This is a genomic window from Pseudomonas sp. P1.31, from assembly GCF_001269815.1.
In the GTDB taxonomy this organism is placed as follows: domain Bacteria; phylum Pseudomonadota; class Gammaproteobacteria; order Pseudomonadales; family Pseudomonadaceae; genus Aquipseudomonas; species Aquipseudomonas rustica.
The window spans coordinates 1-18,594 of record NZ_LHVN01000017.1; the positions used below are offsets into that span (position 1 = coordinate 1).

Consider the following 18,594-nt stretch of genomic DNA (forward strand, 5'->3'; position numbering starts at 1 on the left):
CTTCACCGTGCCGCGCCTGGACTAACCCACAAAATCCCCTGTAGGAGCTGCCGAAGGCTGCGATCTTTTGATCCTGTTTTCAAAAGACAAGATCAAAAGATCGCAGCCTTCGGCAGCTCCTACAGGGGCAGGGTGATTTTCTTCAATACCGGGGATCGGGCGCTGGTTAGGGTGTGCGCCTTGTTCCTCGTTTTGAAGCAGGTGTGCGATGAGTCTGATTGTTTCGATGGCGGCGTTTGCGCTGGCGGCGTCCATCACGCCGGGGCCGGTGAATATTGTGGCGTTGAGTTCGGGGGCGCAGTTCGGCTTTCGCGCCAGTCAGCGGCATGTCGCCGGGGCCACGTTAGGGTTTGTGTTGCTCTTGGTGCTGATGGGGTTGGGGCTGCATGAAGTGCTGCAGCTGTGGCCGTTCATGACCCGCGTGGTGCAACTGGCCGGGGTGGCGTTTTTGCTGTTCATGGCGTGGAAACTGGCCACGGATGACGGTCAGTTAAATGCCAAGGATTCAGCGCGGGCGCCGTCGATGCTGTACGGCGCGGTGATGCAATGGCTCAACCCCAAGGCGTGGCTGGCCTGCGTGGCGGGGATGGGCGCGTTTGTTGCCGATGGTGAGGCGCGGCTGGTCTGGCAGTTTGCGGCGGTGTATCTGGTGATTTGCTATGTGTCGGTGGGTTGCTGGGTGTATGCCGGGACGTTCTTGCGCGGGTATTTGAGCAATGCGGCGGGGATGCGTTGGTTTAACCGGGTAATGGCTGGGCTGTTGGCGATCAGTGCGGGGTATTTGTTGTTGCCCTAAACCTTGAAAGGCAAAAGATCGCAGCCTGCGGCAGCTCCTACAAGGGAATGAGTACACCCTGTAGGAGCTGCCGAAGGCTGCGATCTTTTGATCTTGCCCCAACGTTAGCCACGATATTGGCCGGGGGTTGCGGCCAGGTGTTGTTTGAACGCGCGCTGAAAATGCGCCTGATCAGCAAACCCAGCCTCCAGCGCCACATCGGCAATCAACTGCCCGCCACGCAAACGCTCGCGGGCAAACTGGATGCGCTGATTGACCAAAAACGCATGCGGTGTCATGCCGTAATGCTGCTTGAAAGCGCGGATCAAATACGACGGTGACAGCTGCGCCGCCGCGCAAATGTCCTCAAGGCTGAGCAGTTCCGTGCAGTGCTCACGAATAAAATCCGCCGCCCGTTCCAGTTTGAAATTCGGCTCGCGCAACGCTTGCCCGGCCGGGTTCAGGCGCAATTGCAGATCGCTGAAAAACTCCACCGCCGTGCTCTGTTTACGCAGCACATCCTGCTGATCGTCGACCAACACTTCGTACAGCGCCATCAAGCCGCGAAACAGCGCTGCATCCTGCAAGTGCGTGGCAGAAAACCGGCGAAACTCCAGATCCTCACCAAACCCCAACTGATGCTGCAAATCCGTCAGCCACGGCGTCTCGACGTACAGCATCACGTACGACCATGGCTGATCATCAATCGGATTGCAGGCGTGCACATCGCCCGGATTCATCAACACCACCGTGCCCGCCGCCACCTCGAACTGCGCCTGTTCATGCACATAAGTACTGCGCCCGGCAGTGATCGCGCCGATGGAAAAGTGCGCATGGGAATGCCGGGCGTAACAGACTTCGCGACCATCGGCGATGGCCCGTGCTTCGATAAAGGGCAGGGCGTCGTCGCGCCAGAAGCGCGGGGCTTTTTCAGGGTTTTTGGCGGCAGCGTGTTTCATTATGGTTATTCCCGGCAGGCCAGTGCCCGAGTGTATTAGCTCTGGCCGGCAAAGGCGCGCTCCAGTTCGGCAATGTCGAGTTTTTTCATTTTGAACATCGCCTGCATGGCCCGCTGCGACTTGCTGGTGTCGGCGTCCAGCATCATCTGCATAAACGCCACCGGGACGATTTGCCACGACACGCCGAACTTGTCCTTGAGCCAGCCGCATTGCTGGGCCTCGACCGGGCCGCCCGCAGACAGTTGGCCCCAGAAATGGTCGACTTCTTCCTGATTCTGACAATTGACCTGAAACGAAATCGCTTCACTGAACGTGAACATCGGCCCGCCATTCAGCCCGGTAAACGTATGGCCATCGAGCTCAAAACTGACGGTCATCACCGCGCCTTCCGGCTTGCCGTGAAATTCCTGACCGACCTTGCTGTAGTGGGTCAGGCCGGTGATTTTCGCGTGATCGAAGATCGAGCAATAGAACTTCGCCGCCGCTTCGGCCTGATCATCGAACCATAGGCACGGCGTGATTTTTTGAAAGCGTTGCATGGCAGTCATCCTCGGCAGGTTAGACACGCTGGACTTTCAGCGTAGACAGTCCTTGGTCGAATGGCAGTGCCGTAGATCGACAAGTCGCGGCGTCAAAAATCCCAGCGCGCCGCCAGTTGCAGGCTGCGCGGTTCGCCGTAGAAGCCGGTGCCGAAGTTGCCGAGGCCGGTGTAGTAGGTTTTGTCGAAGAGGTTTTTCACGTTGAGCGTGGTGCTCAGGTGTTCGTTGAAGCGGTAGCGCGCCATCGCGTCGACCAGGTAATAACTGTCCTGAGTAATGCGCACGTTCTGATCGGCACCGGGCTGGAACACGTTGCCGAAGAATTCGCTCTGCCAACTGACGCCGCCGCCCAGGGTCAGATTCTGCCAGACACCGGGCAGGCGATAGCTGCTGAACAGGCGGACTAACTGCTCCGGCGCGGTGGTTTGCAGGATCGAGGCATAGACCGGATCGCCGTTGGCATCGCGTGTGTGGTTGTAGGCGTAACCGGCGGAGAGGTTCCAGCCGTCGGCGACTTCGCCAGCCAGTTCCAACTCGAAACCTTTGGTGGTCGCGCCTTGCACCGCGCGATAAACAGCCTGCGTGTCGAAGCCGCTGACCTGCTCGGCGACGTTGTCTTGTTCGATGCGAAACACGGCAAAACTGGCGTTGACCCGACCGTCGAAATATTCGGCTTTTATCCCCGCTTCATAGCTGTCGCCTTGCACCGGGTCGAGCACTTGGCGCGCGGCGTCCTTGCTCAGTTGCGGCTGATAAATCCGCGTGTAACTGGTGTACAGCGAGTAGGTCGCGTTGAGGTCGTAGACCGCGCCGGCGTAAGGCGTGACCACCCCGGTCTGGCGGTAGCCATCGCGCACATCGACCGTGGCCGGGTCGCTGTAGCCGAGGTGGTCGCTGGCGGTGAAATCACTGACGCGTCCGCCGAGGATCAGCGCCAGGTCGTCGCTGGCCTTGAAGCGGGTCGAGACGTACGCGCCGGTCTGGCGCTGGCTGATGTCGTCCGTGCCGATCTGCGGGATATCGGGTTTGGCGAACTCGCCGTGCCAGTCGAAAATACTGCCGTCCAGCGGCGGATAAACCGAGCCGTACACCGGGTTGTTCTGGCGAGTGTTCATCGACATGAAACCGACGATCATCTGGTGCTCGCGACCGAACAACGAGAACGGCCCACCGAGGTTGAGATCGACATTGTCTTGCACCTCGTCGCCCTTGAATTTGCCCATGTACAGGAACATGCCATCGCCGGTCACCGGATCTGGATTACCGCCGCTGGCCGAGCCGAGCAGGGTGTCGTGCTCGCGGTGTTTGCGGTCGTAGCTGAGTTTCAGCGTCCAGTCGTTTTGCAGTTGTCGGGCGACGGCAGCGAACAAGGTCTGGTTGCTGAAATCGCGCCGGCTCCAGTCAGTGGCCGGGTTGAACGAGCGAGAGAAATTCGTCCGCGAACCATCGCTGTAGAACATCGGAAAACCCGTCCAGCTCGCGCCGCGTGAGCGAGTGTTTTGCTGGTCGAAACCGAAGGTCAGCAGAGTGTCCGGATCGAGATCGGCTTCGACGATGGCGTAGGCGATGTCCTTGGTGTTCTGGTAGTGATCGGCGTGGGCGCTGCGCTCCTGATGAACGCCGACAAAGCGTGCACGCAGGTTGCTGTTCAGAACGCCGGAGATATCGGCTTCGCTGCGGTAGTTGTCCCACGACCCGACGCTGCCACTGAGCGAGGCTTTGAAGGTCGGAGTAGGGCGTTTGCGGATCAGGTTCACCGTGGCCGAAGGGTCGCCGGAACCGGTCATCAATCCCGTCGCACCCTTGATGATTTCGACGCGGTCGAAGGTCGCCATGTCGGTGCTGGTGGTGCCGTAATCGTAGACGCCGTCGTAGTCGGTATTGACGCCGTCGTACTGGAAATTGGTGATCGGCGCGCCACGGCTGGAGAACTCCCAGCGCTCGCTGTCGTAGTTCTGCACGCTGATCCCCGGCGAGCGGCGCAGCACATCGGCGATGCCGTTGGCGCCTTGGTCATCGATTTGCTGGCGGGTGATCACGGTCACCGACTGCGGGGTTTCGCGCAGCGACAGCGCCAGGCCGGTGGCGGATGCGCTGACGCCGGTGGTGTAGGCGTGAGTGTCCTCGGTGATCGCGCCGAGGGTTTTGCCGTTGATGGTGGTGGCGTCCAGTTGCAGCGGATCTGCGTTGGCTGAGCGGCGTAAAACGTAACCGCCACCCGCTTGCCGCATAGCTTGCAGGCCGCTGTCCTTGAGCAGGATCTGCAAGGCTTGCTGCGGCGTGTAGTCACCGCTGAGGCCGAAGCTGCGTTTGTCTGCTGCAAGGTCATTGTGCCCGGCGATAAACACGCCGCTTTGTTCGGCGAAGCGGTTGAGCACTGTGACCAACGAACCGGGCGCAACCGAATAATGCTGTATCTGCCCCTCCGCTAACGCACACATCGCCGGCATGGCAGACGCCAGGGCCAAGGCAAAACGAGTGCGGGCGAGGGTAGAGCGCAACATGGAGTTCCCGGGGCAATCAACGAAATGAGGGGGCTAATGGTTAACCGAATGAACCAGCGAAAAGGGAACCGCGATATGAAAAAAAACCTCAGGCTTTTGGCCCGACGCTAACCCACCAATCGAAGGTTTTGTTGATGCGGATCGGCAGCGCCGCTTCCAGCAGACGCAAGGCTTGATCGGTGTCCTTGAGCGGGAATGAACCCATCACCGGTAACGCGGCCACGACCGGGTCGCAATGCAGATGCCCCGCTCGATAGCGGCTGAGTTCTTCGATCAACTTGCCCAGCGGCAGGTTATCGGCCAGCAACACACCCCGGCGCCAGGCTTCGCGAGAGGGATCGGCAGCGCTGGTGATGTTCATGCGGCCAGTGCTGAAGTCGATTTGCTGGCCGGCCTGAATCACGGCGGTTTCGCCCTGACGATTAGTGGCTTCGACCGCGCCTTCAAAGACATTCAGTACGGTGTTGTGCTCGTTCTGCCGTACGCTGAAACGCGTGCCCAGCGCACGCATGCGGCCATGTTCGGTCTCGACCCAAAAGGCTCGGCCGAGGTCTTTGGCGGTGTCGATCAGCACTTCGCCGGCGCGCAATTGCAGCAGGCGCTGGTGCGCATCGAAACGCACGTTCAAGGCACTCAAGGCGTTGAGCCAGATGCGGCTACCGTCGCTTAACGTCGTTTCGCGGGTTTCGCCGGTGCCGGTGGAAAGGTCGGCAGTCAACCGCTCGACTGAATCCATCAGCGGCGTGTTGCGCTCGATGGCCCATCCGGCCATGCCGGTCGCGGCCAAAATCAACAAACCTTTGAGCGACTGACGACGGCTGATCGACGTGCGCGCGCTGCTGCGCAAGGTGTGGCTGACGGCTTCGGTCTCTTGCTGCAACGGCGCAAAACGCTGGCCAACCCGTTCGATATAACGCCAGGCGGCCTGATGTTCAGGGCTTTGTGCGAGCCAGGCCTGCCAGCGCAGATGTTCCTGCTCGGCAACCGGCTCGTCATGCAATTGCACGTACCAGTGCGCCGCTTGTTCGAGGCTGGCGTGGCTGAGTGTTTGCGTGGCGTTATTCAATCAGCAGACCATCGAGTTCGGCTTCAAGAATGGCGCAGTGCATCATCGCTTGCGCCAGGTATTTCTTGATCATCCGCTCGCTGACGCCGATCTGTTCGGCGATCAGTTTGTAGGGCATGCCGTGCAATTGCGCGAGGATGAACGCGTCGCTGACCCGCTGCGGCAGGCGCTGCAGCATGGCGTTCACTTCCAGCAGGGTCTCGACGATGATCGCCTGTTGCTCGGGCGAGGGCTGCAGGGCCGGTGGGCGATTGGCGAAGGTTTCCAGCCAGGTCTGTTCCAGTTGCCGACGGCGCCAGTGATCGACGCATAAGCCGCGGGCAATGGTCGCCAGATAAGAGCGTTCGTGGACTTCGCCGTTGAAGGTTTGCGGACGCTTGAGCACGCGGATGAAAGTGTCATGCGCAAGGTCGGCGGCATCCATCGCGTTACTCAGACGTCGACGCAATAGCTCGTGCAGCCAGCGGTGATGGCTGAGGTAGAGATTCTGCACGAGTGAGGTGTCGGCGACCGTCATCAGAGCAAGCGTCCAAAGTGACCGTTGCGGGTCTAAATAGGAATGGGTCGCGATTAAAGCAAAAGGACGCAGGTCGCGCAAATGATATTGGTTTGCTTTTAGGCGGTGGCGTTGATGGTTTGAGTTGAATGTAGTCTTAATGACAAATACTCGAGTCAAAAAGACCTTTATTGATCTGTGTCAATTTGACTCTTATTTTTGCAGGTGGCTGATTTTGTTGGATTATAAATCTGGCACGAGACTTGAAGTGGTCAAGGTACAAAATTGAACAGCTCAGGAGTCCGCCACCATGCTCACTTTCTTCGAAAGCCCGCTGAACGTTCTGCACCTGTCGAGCAAAGTCCTTGTCGCCGGTCTGGTCATGTTGTTGGCTGGCATCTACGGCGCGTACTTATATGACGGCCACATGCCGATTGCGCTGCTGGTGGCGATGCATGCGCTGACTATCCTCGGTCCGACCCTGATCAAAATCGGCTACGTCATGCGTTTGTTGGCGCAGTATCGTCTGCGCGGCCCGCAATTGATCCTGCAAACCGCGTAACCCTTGTAGGAGCCGAGCTTGCTCGCGAAGGCGGCGTATCAAGCAACACAGGCTCAAGCTGTACCGACGCCTTCGCGAGCAAGCTCGGCTCCTATAGGGTTAGCGGTGTTTTTTGGATATCAGTTGCGCTCAGCCACCATCAGTAGTGACTGCGGCACCGGGCTTTGCGGGTGTTGCGGCTCTTGTAGGCCGACCAGCCGCAACCCGGCCATGTCGAGCGCATTGAACCAACTCGACAACGTGCGGAAATACCACGGCATCGGCTGCCATTGGCCCTTGAACCCGGCGAACGATTCTTCGCGCCAGCCGTCCTGATAATCGCCTGCCCCAACGGCCCATGGATGCAGGGTCTGGATGATCAGGGCGCCGCCAGGAATCAACAGCGCATTCATCGCGGCGAGCAGGGGAATGATGTCCTGATGCAGCAGCGAAAAATTCGCGCAGATCAAATCGTAATCGCGGCCGACATCAACCTTCGCCTCGACCAACGCGTCGTAGTCAGCGACATGCACGGTGCAAGTGCCGGCCAGACGTGCCGCGTCCACCAGCGTCGCATCGCCATCGACGCCCACCGCCTCAATTCCCCGATCCGCCAACGCCCGCAGCAACCAGCCTTCGCCGCAACCCAGATCAAGCACACGCTCCGGCTGACGCCCGATGATCGCCAGTAGAACGGCTTGATCTGTCACCTGCTGGCGGCTCTCAATGGCACCGCTGCGGATGACGTCGATCCACGCGTCGGCGTTGGCGTGCCAGCTCTGCAGCAGGGCGGATTCAGGGGTGGGCATGTCGGTCTCCGACAGGGTTGAAAGAAAGCAGTCCGGGAGAACCACAGTATGGACGCCGCGTCGCATTCAGCGAGCTTACCAACGGGCATCAGTCTGCACGGCGGGCAGGTACCGATTGCGTGTATGCTCTGCTCCTTTCCTGTCTCACTCCGCACGCCTGCGTTCGATTCCTTGCGTTTTGAACCCATGGCGCGTGCCTCCCTATGCTGGAGCCCTAATGATTTCGCAGAGCTTCATCGACCCGTGCGACTCGCCCGAACGTCTTGCCGTGCTGCACGGCTATGAAATCCTCGATACCCCACGCGAAGCGGATTTTGACGAGCTCGTGAGCCTGGCCGCCGCCATCTGCGACGCGCCAATTTCGGTGATGAACCTGATAGACCGCCACCGCCAGTGGTTCAAGGCGGAAACAGGCTTGGGAATCCGCGAAACACCCTTGGACGTTTCCATCTGCCGTCACGTCCTTCTGCAGCCCGGCATCACCGTCATACCCGATCTGCGCGCTGACCCGAGGATGAGCTCCAACCCGCTGGTGACGGCCGATGAGGGTTTGCGCTTCTACGCCGGCTGCTTGCTGGAGACGGCGGAAGGCTACGGCCTCGGGACGCTGTGCATTCTCGACCGACACCCGCGACAGCTGAGCCCGCAACAGAAAATCGCCCTGGTGACGTTGGCCAAACAGGTCATGGCGCAAATGGAGCTGAGGCGCTCGCTGCGGCAGAAAAATCAGCTGCTTGAGCAAAAGGACATGCTCCTCAAGGAAATCAACCATCGGACGAAGAATCACCTGCAACTGATCATCGGGTTGATCCAACTGCAAATACGCCAATTGGCAGATCCCGTCGCCCGCGCGGCACTCGTCGATACCAGCCGACGGATCATGAGCATCGCCGCCGTCCACGAAAAGCTGTATCAGGCCGATCAAGTGGAAACGGTCAACGCAGGTATTTATCTGGCCGAGTTGATCGATGGGCTGCGCGGTTCAGCCTCGGCGCATACACGCTTCGTGATCGACCTGGACGACGTCATTCTGCCGCTGGACAAGGCGATCCCGTTGGCGCTGGTGCTCAACGAACTGGTCACCAATGCCCTTAAATACGCCTACGCCGACACGTCGGCGGGGGACGTGTTTATCGAGCTGAAGGCGGCTGCTGGTCAGGTGCTGTTGAACGTGACGGATAAGGGCGCGGGGCTGCCTGCGGGGTTTGATCTGAAACAGCATTCATCCGTGGGAATGAAGATCATCAAATCCCTGACCCGCCAACTGCGGGGCGAGATGTCGATGCTCAATATGAGCCCGGGTTTGCAGTGTTCGCTGAGATTTCCGTTTTAAAGCCATAAGTATCGCCTTGCAGGTCGTTGAGATTGGCGCGGGACATTGATGAGAGTCTCTCATGAGGGGCGCGGGATTAATCCATGAAAGCAGGTTGCGCACGGATCCGCGACCCCCGAGAGTTGATTACAGTGCGAAAGTGTTTGGCTGAGTCCGGCTATGTTTCTTTGAGAAATTGCTGCGTCAGGTTAAACGGGCGATCACTTGTTTGAAGCCGCGAGTGCCTCTTTCAGCGCCCCATCTGCACGTTCAGCCGTCTGCGCGTCGCCGTGTTTTTTCAGCAGTTCACTGACCTCGTGCAACTTTGCTGCGCTGAGTCCCACGCGCAGGCTCGCCGCCATGTGCGAGCGCAATTGCGATTCCACCCCCGGCGTTGCCGCCAGCGCCCCGACGGTCGCCAGTTCGCGGCTTTGCCAGTCGAGGTTGTCGCGCTCGAAGATGTCGCCGAACAGGTGGGTTTGCAGGAACTGGTTGGCTACCGGGGCGAACTCGAACACCGGGCCTTTGACCGGAGCGCCGGAGATCTTTGTTTGATTGGCGGTGCCGGCGGCCAGCAGTTCATCACCGGTCGGAATCGCCCGGCTCGGTTCACGCCCCGGCGCATCGTCAATGCCGCGCTGTTTGCGCGCTTGCACCACAGTCATCAATTCGTTCAAGGCGTTCAGGCTGCGCGGGAAGCCGACATAGGCGTAGAGCTGCACGAGAATTTCCCGGGTTTCGCTGATGGTCAGGCCGGCATCGAGTCCCTGGTTGAGCGCCGTGTTGAGGTTGGGCATGTCGCTGGTCGCCATGAACGCGGCGATCAGTGGAATCGATTGTTGTTGGCTGGACAAAGTTGCTGCGCTTGCTGGCGTACTGGTCATGGGTTGCGATGCCTCGGCTGCGTGAGTGGTAACACTGAACATTGCCCCGACACTCAGACAGAGCGCCATGAGTGCGGGAAGGGCGGTGTGGTTGCGGACGTCGATGTTCATCAGATCAACTCCGTTCAGGTCGTGACGCGGTGCCGCGCGGGGGCCGTGGCCAGCGTGCGGATTTTCAAGATGTCACTCGGTACAAAAATTCAATTAACGCGTGTCAGGGTGATCTCTCAGCCAGCCGTTCACGCATTCCATGGTTCTGCGCTCCTGCTCACCTTCCATCACAAAACCTTCCAGCACCTTGGCTTTCGGCGCGTGCTGGACGAGGATGCTGCGGCTATACCCAGTCCACGCTGGATCAGCCCGGCGACCACGCGGGTATTGCCGGAGCGCGAGAAGTACGCGACCAGAATCCGCGAGCCTGAGCGCGGTGTTTCACTGGCACTCTGCGTGTCGGCGAGCGACAGCAGTGGGGCGCTGGCCAGTGCGGCGATCACCGTGCGCCGCAGCGGATCGTGATCGTGGCTCATCGGCCGACACGCGCCTTGAGGGCCTCGGGATAACGTTCGCCTTCGATGCTTATTTGCGCCAGCGCTGAGTCAATTGCCTTGAGTTCGGCCGCGTCGAGGGCGATATCTGCGCCGCCGAGGTTTTCTTCCAGTCGATGCAGTTTGGTCGTGCCCGGGATCGGCACAATCCACGGTGCCTGTGCGAGCAGCCAGGCCAAAGCGATCTGCGCCGGTGTGGCTTGTTTCTGCGCGGCGATCTGACGGATCAACACGACGAGGCCCTGATTGGCTTGCAGCGCCGACTGGGTGAAGCGCGGCACGATGCTGCGAAAATCGTCGCTGCCGTAAGTGGCCTCCGCCGACACCGTGCCGGTGAGAAAACCTTTGCCCAATGGGCTGAACGGCACGAAGCCGATGCCCAGTTCCCACAGCGTCGGCAGGATTTCCTGCTCGGGCTCGCGCCACCACAGCGAGTATTCGCTTTGCAGCGCGGTGACCGGTTGCACCGCATGGGCGCGGCGAATGGTTTGCGCGCCGGCCTCCGACAGGCCGAAGTGCTTGACCTTGCCTTCGCTGATCAAATCTTTCACCGCGCCGGCGACGTCCTCGATTGGCACGTCCGGATCGACGCGGTGCTGGTAGAGCAAATCGATGTAATCAGTCTTCAACCGCTTCAACGAACCCTCGACGGCCTCCCGAATGTGCTCGGGGCGGCTGTTGAGAATCTGCTGCTTATTGTCGTCACCGAAGGTGAAGCCGAACTTGGTGGCGATGACGACTTTGTCACGAACGGGCGCCAGTGCTTCGCCGACCACTTGCTCGTTCAGGTAAGGGCCGTAGACCTCGGCGGTGTCGAAGAACGTCACGCCTCGGTCAACGGCTGAGCGGATCAGTGCAATGGCTTGATGGGTATCTGTCGCCGGGCCGTAGCCGTGACTCAAGCCCATGCAGCCAAAGCCGAGGGCGGATACTTCGAGTGAGCTGTTGCCGAGTGTGCGCTTGTGCATGTCGATCTCCCGTTGGGCGTGGGGAGAACAGTAAGCGAGCTGACTGGTGAGGACTAGACGGGTAAAACAGGATGGCTTGATGAGTTCTGCTCATTAATAGACTGGAAGACGCAGGATCAAGACCGTTCGTGGCAACCGAGCAAACCTTTTCCAGACTGAATGATCTCTAACTTGAAGTTGAATAGCTGAGGTGCAACATGAATGAATCAACCGGCGGCTGCCTGTGCGGCGATGTCCGTTTCGAAGTGTCCGGCCAGCCTTACCGCGTCGGCATCTGCCATTGCCTCGACTGCCGCAAACGCCACGGCGCGCTGTTCCACACCTCGGCCATATTCCCCGAAGACGCGCTCAAGGTCAGCGGCGAAACCCGCGACTACAACGGACGATTCTTCTGCCCGCGCTGCGGTTCTCCCGTATTTTCGCGTTCGGAAGATGAAGTCGAAGTCAACGTCGGATCGCTCGATGAGCCGGATCAGTTCAAACCCACTTACGAACTCTGGACGATACGCCGGGAGGCGTGGTTGCCGGCGTTGCCGCTGGCCCACCACTACCAACGTGACCGCGAAAGCACGGGCCGCACAGAGGAATAGGGAGCCCTTGTGGGAGCGAGCTTGCTCGCGAAGGCAGTGGATCAGTCACCCCAACATTGACTGACAGACCGCATTTGCGAGCCCGCTCCCACAGGGGATGGGTGTGGATCTCAGAAATGAGGATTGGCACACATCATTGTGAGAGCGAGCCTGCTCGCGAAAGCAGTGGGTCAGTCAGCACGGCAATGTCTGATCGAATGCTTTCGCGAGCAGGCTCGCTCCCACAGGGGAGAGTGTGTATGACCAGCAATTTTAGCCGCGAATAAAGGCCAGCAGATCCGCGTTAATGGTATCCGCCTCCGTCGTCGGCATTCCGTGTGGAAAGCCGGGGTACGACTTCAGTGTGCCGTTGGGCAGCAACTTCGCCGACAACGGCGCCGAGTTGGCGTACGGCACAATCTGGTCATCCTCACCGTGCATCACCAACACCGGCACGGTGACTTTCTTCAGATCTTCGGTGAAGTCCGTCTGCGAAAACGCCACGATCCCGTCGTAATGCGCCTTCGCCCCGCCAATCATGCCTTGCCGCCACCAGTTGGCAATGATCCCGTCCGAAGGCTTGGCTCCCGGCCGGTTGTAGCCGTAAAACGGCCCGGTCGGAATATCCCGGTAAAACTGCGCCCGGTTCGCCGCCAAATTCGCCTGAAACTCATCGAACACTGATTTCGGTAACCCACCCGGATTGCTCTCGGTCTGCACCATCAGCGGCGGCACCGCGCTGATCAACACGCCTTTGGCGACGTTGTCCTGGCCATGCCGGGCGATGTAATGAATGACCTCACCGCCCCCGGTCGAGTGGCCGACATGCACAACATTCTTCACACCGAGGTGATTGACCACCGCCAGCGCATCGTCGGCGTAGTGATCCATGTCGTGGCCGTCCCAGACCTGGCTCGAACGCCCGTGGCCACGGCGGTCATGGGCAATCACCCGAAAGCCTTCGCCAAGGAAAAACAGCATCTGCGCATCCCAATCGTCCGAGCTCAGCGGCCAGCCGTGGTGGAAGTGGATCACCGGCGCATCTTTCGGGCCCCAGTCTTTGTAGAAGATTTCGACGCCGTCTTTGGTGGTGACAAATCCCATGTTCGCTACTCCAGACCAATGTGATGGATAACCCGCGCGGTGGGCGCGGACCGGTTTCGCTCATGACGCGTTTTCTAAGGGGATGGCTCGGGTGCGAGCCGTTATCAACTGTAGGATTAAAGTCGACATCTGCATGACCGGTGGTCGCAACGTCTGGCTTCATGCGCAATTTAGGCTTTGCTGAAAGGGATAAGCCGAGGCGCGCGTAGGCATGTTTGGCCACAGCGACGCCCCTTCAGAACACCGTGAGTCTGAGGAAATTCCCCGATGCTGACCTTGAATATCAATGGCAAGGATCAGGAGCTCGATGTCCCCGCGGACATGCCGTTGCTCTGGGTCCTGCGCGATGTCGCGCACCTTACCGGTACCAAATTCGGCTGCGGCATGGCCCAGTGCGGGGCCTGTACCGTGCACGTCGACGGGGCGCCGTTGCGCGCCTGCATTACGCCGGCGACCGCCGTGGCCCATGGGCAGAAAATTCTCACCATCGAAGGCCTGTCCACCGACGGTTCGCACCCGGTGCAGCAAGCCTGGGCCGAACTCGACGTGGTGCAGTGCGGTTACTGCCAGTCGGGGCAGATCATGTCTGCCGCCGCTTTGTTGGCGAAAATCCCCAAACCCACCGACAGCGATATCGACCAGGCGCTCTCCGGCAATATCTGCCGCTGCGGCACCTATCCGCGAATCCGCGCAGCGGTGAAGCGTGCATCGGAAATCGGCTGATTGATTACGTGGGAGTCGGGTGATGAACAGTTCTGTATCGCGTCGGGGTTTTCTCAAGGGCAGCGCCGTGTTGGGCGGCGGTTTGGTGGTGGCGTTCGTCGTCCCCGGCGGACATAAGTTTGCCTATGCGGCCGAGAACGAAGGCAAGGTCTTTGCGCCGAATGCGTTTTTGCGCATCGCGGCGGACAACAGCGTCACCGTGTTGCTCGGGCATTCGGAGATGGGCCAGGGCATCTGGACCGGCCTGACCATGCTGATCGCCGAAGAACTGGATGCCGATTGGTCGAAGATCCGCGTCGAGCATTCGCCCGCATCAGCAGCGGATTACGGCATGCCGGGGTTTGGCGGCATGCAGATTACCGGCGGTTCAACGTCGACGTGGATGGAGTTTGATCGCTATCGGCTGGCAGGCGCGACCGCTCGGCAAATGTTGGTTGAAGCAGCGGCGAAGCGTTTTGAAGTGGCGCCCTCGGCGATTCGCACTGAGTCGGGCGTGGTGATTGCCGGCGATCAACGTGCAACTTACGGCGAGCTGGCGGACGCCGCCGGGCAACTCCCCGTGCCGGATCCGAAATCGATCACCTTCAAGGAAGCCAAGGACTGGAAAATCATCGGCAAACCGACCAAGCGCCTCGACACCCCGGAGAAAATCACCGGCCGCGCCAAGTTCGGCATGGATGTGCAGTTCGAAGGCTTGATGACGGCGATGGTCGCGCGCGCCCCGGTGTTCGGCGCCAGCGTCAAATCCTTCGAAGGCGCCGAAGCGTTGGCGGTGCCGGGCGTGCACAAAGTGCTGCAAGTACCGACCGGTGTCGCGGTGATTGCCGAGCATTATTGGGCGGCGAAGCTCGGGCGAGATGCGCTGAAGATTGACTGGGATCTGGGCCCGCATGCGGATCTGAGCAGCGAAAAATTGCTGGAGAGTTTCCGCAAACTGGCCACAACGCAAGGCACGTCAGCCAGTCAGGCCGGGGATGCCAAGGGTACTTTTGGCAAAGCGACGAAGAAAATCGATGTCGAATACAGCGTGCCGTATCTGGCCCATGCGCCGATGGAACCGCTCAATTGCACGGTGAAGATCAGTGCCGAGAAATGCGAGATCTGGACGGGTACGCAGTTTCAGACGCTGGATCAAATGGTCGCCGGCAAGATCACCGGGCTGAAGCCTGAACAAGTGGAAATCCACACCGAGTTTCTTGGCGGCGGTTTTGGGCGTCGAGCCAACCCCACCTCAGATTTCGTCGCTGAAGCGGTGCAAGTGGCGAAAGCCGCCGCCATGCCGGTGAAAACCGTGTGGTCGCGGGAAGATGACATTCGTGGCGGTTACTACCGGTCGATGTTCCTGCATCAGGCGAAGATCGGTTTGGGCGCTGATGGTTTGCCGTCGAGTTGGCAGCATGTGTTGGTCGGGCAGTCGATTATGACCGGCACGCTGATGGAGGCGACGATGGTCAAGAACGGCATCGATCCCACTTCAGTCGAGGGCGTTTCCGACAGTCCTTACGTCAAAGGTCTGGCCAATCATCAGGTCGATCTGCATTCGCCGCAAACCGGCATCAACGTGTTGTGGCTGCGTTCGGTGGGCCATAGCCACACCGGTTTTGTCATGGAATCGCTGATCGATGAAATGGCCACGGCGGCGGGCAAGGATCCGGTCGAGTACCGACGAACCTTGCTCAAGGATCATCCTCGGCATCTAGGTGTTTTGAATCTGGCGGTGGAGAAGGCCAATTGGAAGGCTCCGTTGCCGGATGGTCATGCACTCGGCGTGGCGGTGCACGAATCGTTCGGCAGCTACGTGGCGCAGGTCGCCGAGGTGTCGCAGGACAATCTGGCGATTCGCGTGCACCGCGTGGTTTGCGCGGTGGACTGCGGGATCGCGGTGAATCCGCAGAGCATCGCCGCGCAGATGGAGTCGTGCATCACCTTCGGCCTGGGCATGGCGCTGCACAGCAAACTGACGCTCAAGGACGGCGCGGTGGTGCAGTCCAACTACCATGATTATCAGGTGCTGCGGCTCAACGAGATGCCGGTAGTGGAAGTGCACATCGTGCCCAGCAGCGACAAACCCGGCGGCATCGGCGAGGCCGGTGTACCGCCGACTGCGCCAGCGGTGGCCAACGCGGTGTTCGCCCTGACCGGGCAGCGTCTGCGCGAGTTGCCGCTGCAACTGTCGGGGGTGTGAGATGAAACGACATCTAGTGTTGGGCACGGTGGTTTTGCTGGGGCTCGGCGGTTATGCCTCGGACTTGTTTGCCGATGATCAGGAAGCATTGAAGGCGTTCGGCACGGTGCAGAAAGTCTTCCAGAGCCCGCGATGCCAGAACTGCCATATCCCCGGCGATTCGCCGCTGCAGTTCGACGCGGGCATTCCGCATGCGATGAACGTGGTGCGCGGCATGGACGGCAAGGGCGCGGCCGGTTTGCCCTGCGCCACCTGTCACGCAGAAAACAATCCGCCGGCCAGTTACGGCCCGCATGCACCGCCGGGTGCGCCGCATTGGAGCCTGCCGCCGGCGGCGCACAAAATGGCCTGGATCGGCCTGCCACCGGACAAACTCTGCGCGATGATCAAGGATCGTTCCAGCAACGGCGATCGCGATTTTGCTGCGCTGATCAAACACGTCAGCGAAGACAAACTGGTGTTGTGGGGCTGGAATCCCGGGGCAGGGCGCGCGCCGGTGCCGGTGCCGCATGACATTTTTGTCGAGCAATTCAAGCTCTGGGCCGACGCGGGCGGGCCGTGTCCGGTGGCGGGCATCTGATCGGGTGACCCTGCGCTGATTTGCGCTACGCTGAAAGTCATTGATGCCAACGGAGTGTGCGAATGCTGGTTCCAGGAAAACCTGCCAATGAAGCGGCGCGAATTCAGGTGCTGCACGGCCTCGACCTTCTCGATTCAGCGCCGGAGGAGCGTTTCGATCGGCTGACGCGGCTGGCCAAACGACTGTTCAATGTGCCGATTGCGCTGGTGACGCTGGTCGACAAGGATCGTCAGTGGTTCAAATCCTGCGTGGGCCTGGCGGCTACCGAGACACCACGGGATATCTCGTTCTGCGGGCATGCGATTCTCAATGATGGCCTGCTGCTGGTGCCCGATGCGCGGGAGGACGTGCGCTTCCACGACAATCCGCTGGTGATCGGTGAGCCGAACATTCGCTTCTACGCCGGTTACCCGCTGACCGTGCCCAACGGCAACAAAATGGGCACGCTGTGCCTGCTCGACACCAAACCTCGCGAACTTGATGACGAAGAACGCGCGCTCTTGCGTGATCTGGCGGAAATGGCCGAGCAAGAGTTGACGGCCGTGCAGATGGCGAGCATGGACGAGCTGACGTTGCTGTCCAATCGTCGCGGGTTCAAGCAACTGGCGCAGCATGCGCTGGACGCCTGCGCACGGCTGGAGCGGCCGGCGACGTTGCTGTTTTTTGATCTGAATGATTTCAAGCAGATCAACGATCTTTACGGGCATGCCGAGGGCGACAGCGCGCTGAAGACCTTTGCCGATGTGCTGCGAATTGCCTTTCGCGAGAGCGATGTGGTCGGGCGCTTGGGTGGGGATGAGTTTGTCGCGCTGCTGACGGGGTCGAGTCATATCGAAACCACGGCGATCATGGCGCGGCTCAAGGAAATCCTTGAAGAGCGTAATGCCACGCTGCATCGGGGTTATGCGATTCGCTTCAGCGTCGGGCAGATCGAATACGACGCCAAACGCCATGAAACCGTAGATCGCTTGCTGGCCGACGCGGATGGCGCGATGTATGCGCACAAGCAGGCCCTGAAGCGCTGTTGATGCGGGTTCCCATCGCTGGCAGGCCAGCTCCCATAGGTTTCTCGGGTGTTCTCGATATTCCGTCTCACCACAAATCTCCTGTAGGAGTGAGCCTGCTCGCGAAGGCCTCCATCCCTTCAACATCATCATTGCTTGGCCCACCGCTTTCGCGAGCAAGCTCACTCCCACAGGTTTCGCGGGTGTTCACAAAACCCCGTTCCACCACAAATCCCCTGTGGGAGCGAGCTTGCTCGCGAAGGCGTCCATCCATTCAACATCATCATTGCCTGACCCACCGCCATCGCGAGCAGGCTCACTCCTACAGGTTTCTCGGGTGTTCACAAAACCCCGTTTCACCACAACCCCCCCTGTAGGAGTGAGCCTGCTCGCGAAGGCGTCCGTCCATTCAACATCATCATTACCTGACCCACTGCCATCGCGAGCAGGCTCACTCCCACAGGTTTCTCGGGTGTTCCCCAACCCCCGTTTCACCCTAGATCCCCTGTGGGAGCGGGCTTGCTCGCGAAGGCGTCCGTCCAATCAACATCATCATTACCTGACCCACTGCCATCGCGAGCAGGCTCACTTCCACAGGTTTCTCGGGTGTTCACAAAACCCCGTCACACCACAAATCCCCTGTAGGAGTGAGCCTGCTCGCGATAGCGCCCGGCCATTCAACATCATCATCGCCTGACCCACCGCTTTCGCGAGCAAGCCCGCTCCCACAGGTTGCGCGGGTGTTCACAAAACCCCGTTCCACCCTAGATCCCGTGTGGGAGCGAGCCTGCTCGCGAAGGCGTCCATCCCTTCAACATCATCATCGCCTGACCCACCGCCATCGCGAGCAGGCTCACTCCTACAGGTTTCTCGGGTGTTCACAAAACCCCGTCACACCACAAATCCCCTGTAGGAGTGAGCCTGCTCGCGATAGCGCCAGGCCATTCAACATCGTCATCGCCTGACCCACCGCCTTCGCGAGCAGGCTCACTCCTACAGGTTTCTCGGGTGTTCCCAAAATCCCGTTTCAC

The 18,594-nt window shown here is 59.9% G+C and carries 17 protein-coding genes and 1 pseudogene; 8 read left to right on the forward strand and 10 right to left on the reverse strand.

Features of this window, described 5'->3' with window-relative positions:
- Positions 1-208: 208 nt before the first annotated feature.
- Positions 209-796, forward strand: coding sequence for a LysE family translocator (locus tag AD669_RS10315; RefSeq protein ID WP_053119339.1), 588 nt, complete (start codon positions 209-211; stop codon positions 794-796).
- A gap of 104 nt (positions 797-900) precedes the next feature.
- Here AD669_RS10315 and AD669_RS10320 read toward each other — a convergent pair whose 3' ends face one another.
- From AD669_RS10320 to AD669_RS10340, 5 genes are all read right to left on the reverse strand, one after another.
- Positions 901-1,734: an AraC family transcriptional regulator gene (locus AD669_RS10320; RefSeq protein WP_053119341.1), complete on the reverse strand. Its 834-nt coding sequence runs from the start codon at positions 1,732-1,734 to the stop codon at positions 901-903.
- A gap of 35 nt (positions 1,735-1,769) precedes the next feature.
- A complete protein-coding gene (locus AD669_RS10325; protein ID WP_053119343.1) occupies positions 1,770-2,273 on the reverse strand; it encodes a VOC family protein in 504 nt (167 codons plus the stop codon).
- Positions 2,274-2,365: 92 nt separating this feature from the next.
- Entirely contained in the window at positions 2,366-4,723 is a 2,358-nt protein-coding gene (locus tag AD669_RS10330; protein ID WP_371262370.1) for a TonB-dependent siderophore receptor, read from the reverse strand.
- 142 nt (positions 4,724-4,865) lie between these two features.
- Complete coding sequence (locus AD669_RS10335) at positions 4,866-5,843, reverse strand: FecR domain-containing protein (RefSeq protein WP_053119346.1); 978 nt, start codon at positions 5,841-5,843, stop codon at positions 4,866-4,868.
- Positions 5,836-6,360, reverse strand: coding sequence for a sigma-70 family RNA polymerase sigma factor (locus AD669_RS10340; protein WP_053119348.1), 525 nt, complete (start codon positions 6,358-6,360; stop codon positions 5,836-5,838). Before AD669_RS10340 ends, AD669_RS10335 begins: the two co-directional genes overlap by 8 nt.
- A 289-nt stretch (positions 6,361-6,649) precedes the next feature.
- On the opposite strand from AD669_RS10340, the gene AD669_RS10345 reads away from it, so the two are divergent.
- Positions 6,650-6,901, forward strand: coding sequence for a hypothetical protein (locus AD669_RS10345; RefSeq protein WP_053119351.1), 252 nt, complete (start codon positions 6,650-6,652; stop codon positions 6,899-6,901).
- A 119-nt stretch (positions 6,902-7,020) separates the two neighbouring features.
- Here AD669_RS10345 and AD669_RS10350 read toward each other — a convergent pair whose 3' ends face one another.
- On the reverse strand, positions 7,021-7,689 hold the full coding sequence (locus AD669_RS10350; RefSeq protein ID WP_053119353.1) for a bifunctional 2-polyprenyl-6-hydroxyphenol methylase/3-demethylubiquinol 3-O-methyltransferase UbiG: 669 nt from the start codon (positions 7,687-7,689) through the stop codon (positions 7,021-7,023).
- A gap of 178 nt (positions 7,690-7,867) precedes the next feature.
- On the opposite strand from AD669_RS10350, the gene AD669_RS10355 reads away from it, so the two are divergent.
- Positions 7,868-9,022 (forward strand): sensor histidine kinase, encoded by a 1,155-nt coding sequence (locus tag AD669_RS10355; protein WP_172680101.1) that lies wholly within the window; start codon positions 7,868-7,870, stop codon positions 9,020-9,022.
- Positions 9,023-9,222: 200 nt separating this feature from the next.
- Here the strand turns inward: AD669_RS10355 and AD669_RS10360 are convergent, their stop codons facing one another.
- The 3 genes and pseudogenes from AD669_RS10360 to AD669_RS10370 form a co-directional block, all read right to left on the reverse strand.
- On the reverse strand, positions 9,223-9,996 hold the full coding sequence (locus AD669_RS10360) for a carboxymuconolactone decarboxylase family protein (RefSeq protein ID WP_053119357.1): 774 nt from the start codon (positions 9,994-9,996) through the stop codon (positions 9,223-9,225).
- 93 nt (positions 9,997-10,089) lie between these two features.
- Positions 10,090-10,412: pseudogene (locus tag AD669_RS28085) on the reverse strand (hypothetical protein).
- Positions 10,409-11,398 carry an aldo/keto reductase gene (locus AD669_RS10370; RefSeq protein ID WP_053119360.1) on the reverse strand — a complete coding sequence of 330 codons (990 nt, stop codon included), beginning with the start codon at positions 11,396-11,398 and terminating at the stop codon, positions 10,409-10,411. The pseudogene AD669_RS28085 and the gene AD669_RS10370 overlap by 4 nt, the downstream one beginning before the upstream one ends.
- Positions 11,399-11,595: 197 nt before the next feature.
- Here AD669_RS10370 and AD669_RS10375 point away from each other — a divergent pair, with 197 nt between their 5' ends.
- On the forward strand, positions 11,596-11,988 hold the full coding sequence (locus AD669_RS10375) for a GFA family protein (protein WP_053119362.1): 393 nt from the start codon (positions 11,596-11,598) through the stop codon (positions 11,986-11,988).
- Positions 11,989-12,240: 252 nt separating this feature from the next.
- Here AD669_RS10375 and AD669_RS10380 read toward each other — a convergent pair whose 3' ends face one another.
- Positions 12,241-13,071, reverse strand: a complete 831-nt coding sequence (locus AD669_RS10380; RefSeq protein ID WP_053119364.1) for an alpha/beta fold hydrolase — start codon at positions 13,069-13,071, stop codon at positions 12,241-12,243.
- 267 nt (positions 13,072-13,338) lie between these two features.
- Here AD669_RS10380 and AD669_RS10385 point away from each other — a divergent pair, with 267 nt between their 5' ends.
- The 4 genes from AD669_RS10385 (at position 13,339) to AD669_RS10400 (ending at position 17,587) form a co-directional block, all read left to right on the forward strand.
- Positions 13,339-13,794 (forward strand): (2Fe-2S)-binding protein, encoded by a 456-nt coding sequence (locus AD669_RS10385; protein WP_003224136.1) that lies wholly within the window; start codon positions 13,339-13,341, stop codon positions 13,792-13,794.
- A gap of 22 nt (positions 13,795-13,816) precedes the next feature.
- Positions 13,817-15,979: a xanthine dehydrogenase family protein molybdopterin-binding subunit gene (locus AD669_RS10390; RefSeq protein ID WP_053119366.1), complete on the forward strand. Its 2,163-nt coding sequence runs from the start codon at positions 13,817-13,819 to the stop codon at positions 15,977-15,979.
- 1 nt (position 15,980) lies between these two features.
- Positions 15,981-16,559: a hypothetical protein gene (locus AD669_RS10395; protein ID WP_053119368.1), complete on the forward strand. Its 579-nt coding sequence runs from the start codon at positions 15,981-15,983 to the stop codon at positions 16,557-16,559.
- A 62-nt stretch (positions 16,560-16,621) separates the two neighbouring features.
- Positions 16,622-17,587, forward strand: coding sequence for a sensor domain-containing diguanylate cyclase (locus tag AD669_RS10400; RefSeq protein WP_053119370.1), 966 nt, complete (start codon positions 16,622-16,624; stop codon positions 17,585-17,587).
- The last annotated feature ends 1,007 nt before the right edge of the window (positions 17,588-18,594 follow it).

What these genes read in the sequence shown, in the direction of transcription:
- AD669_RS10325 (WP_053119343.1), bottom strand. Translation starts at nt 2,273, where the DNA reads ATGCAACGCTTTCAAAAAATCACGCCGTGCCTATGGTTCGATGATCAG.
- AD669_RS10360 (WP_053119357.1), bottom strand. Translation starts at nt 9,996, where the DNA reads ATGAACATCGACGTCCGCAACCACACCGCCCTTCCCGCACTCATGGCG.
- AD669_RS10340 (WP_053119348.1), bottom strand. Translation starts at nt 6,360, where the DNA reads ATGACGGTCGCCGACACCTCACTCGTGCAGAATCTCTACCTCAGCCAT.
- AD669_RS10385 (WP_003224136.1), top strand. Translation starts at nt 13,339, where the DNA reads ATGCTGACCTTGAATATCAATGGCAAGGATCAGGAGCTCGATGTCCCC.
- AD669_RS10395 (WP_053119368.1), top strand. Translation starts at nt 15,981, where the DNA reads ATGAAACGACATCTAGTGTTGGGCACGGTGGTTTTGCTGGGGCTCGGC.
- AD669_RS10330 (WP_371262370.1), bottom strand. Translation starts at nt 4,723, where the DNA reads ATGCCGGCGATGTGTGCGTTAGCGGAGGGGCAGATACAGCATTATTCG.
- AD669_RS10390 (WP_053119366.1), top strand. Translation starts at nt 13,817, where the DNA reads ATGAACAGTTCTGTATCGCGTCGGGGTTTTCTCAAGGGCAGCGCCGTG.
- AD669_RS10380 (WP_053119364.1), bottom strand. Translation starts at nt 13,071, where the DNA reads ATGGGATTTGTCACCACCAAAGACGGCGTCGAAATCTTCTACAAAGAC.
- AD669_RS10350 (WP_053119353.1), bottom strand. Translation starts at nt 7,689, where the DNA reads ATGCCCACCCCTGAATCCGCCCTGCTGCAGAGCTGGCACGCCAACGCC.
- AD669_RS10400 (WP_053119370.1), top strand. Translation starts at nt 16,622, where the DNA reads ATGCTGGTTCCAGGAAAACCTGCCAATGAAGCGGCGCGAATTCAGGTG.
- AD669_RS10370 (WP_053119360.1), bottom strand. Translation starts at nt 11,398, where the DNA reads ATGCACAAGCGCACACTCGGCAACAGCTCACTCGAAGTATCCGCCCTC.
- AD669_RS10315 (WP_053119339.1), top strand. Translation starts at nt 209, where the DNA reads ATGAGTCTGATTGTTTCGATGGCGGCGTTTGCGCTGGCGGCGTCCATC.
- AD669_RS10375 (WP_053119362.1), top strand. Translation starts at nt 11,596, where the DNA reads ATGAATGAATCAACCGGCGGCTGCCTGTGCGGCGATGTCCGTTTCGAA.
- AD669_RS10320 (WP_053119341.1), bottom strand. Translation starts at nt 1,734, where the DNA reads ATGAAACACGCTGCCGCCAAAAACCCTGAAAAAGCCCCGCGCTTCTGG.
- AD669_RS10345 (WP_053119351.1), top strand. Translation starts at nt 6,650, where the DNA reads ATGCTCACTTTCTTCGAAAGCCCGCTGAACGTTCTGCACCTGTCGAGC.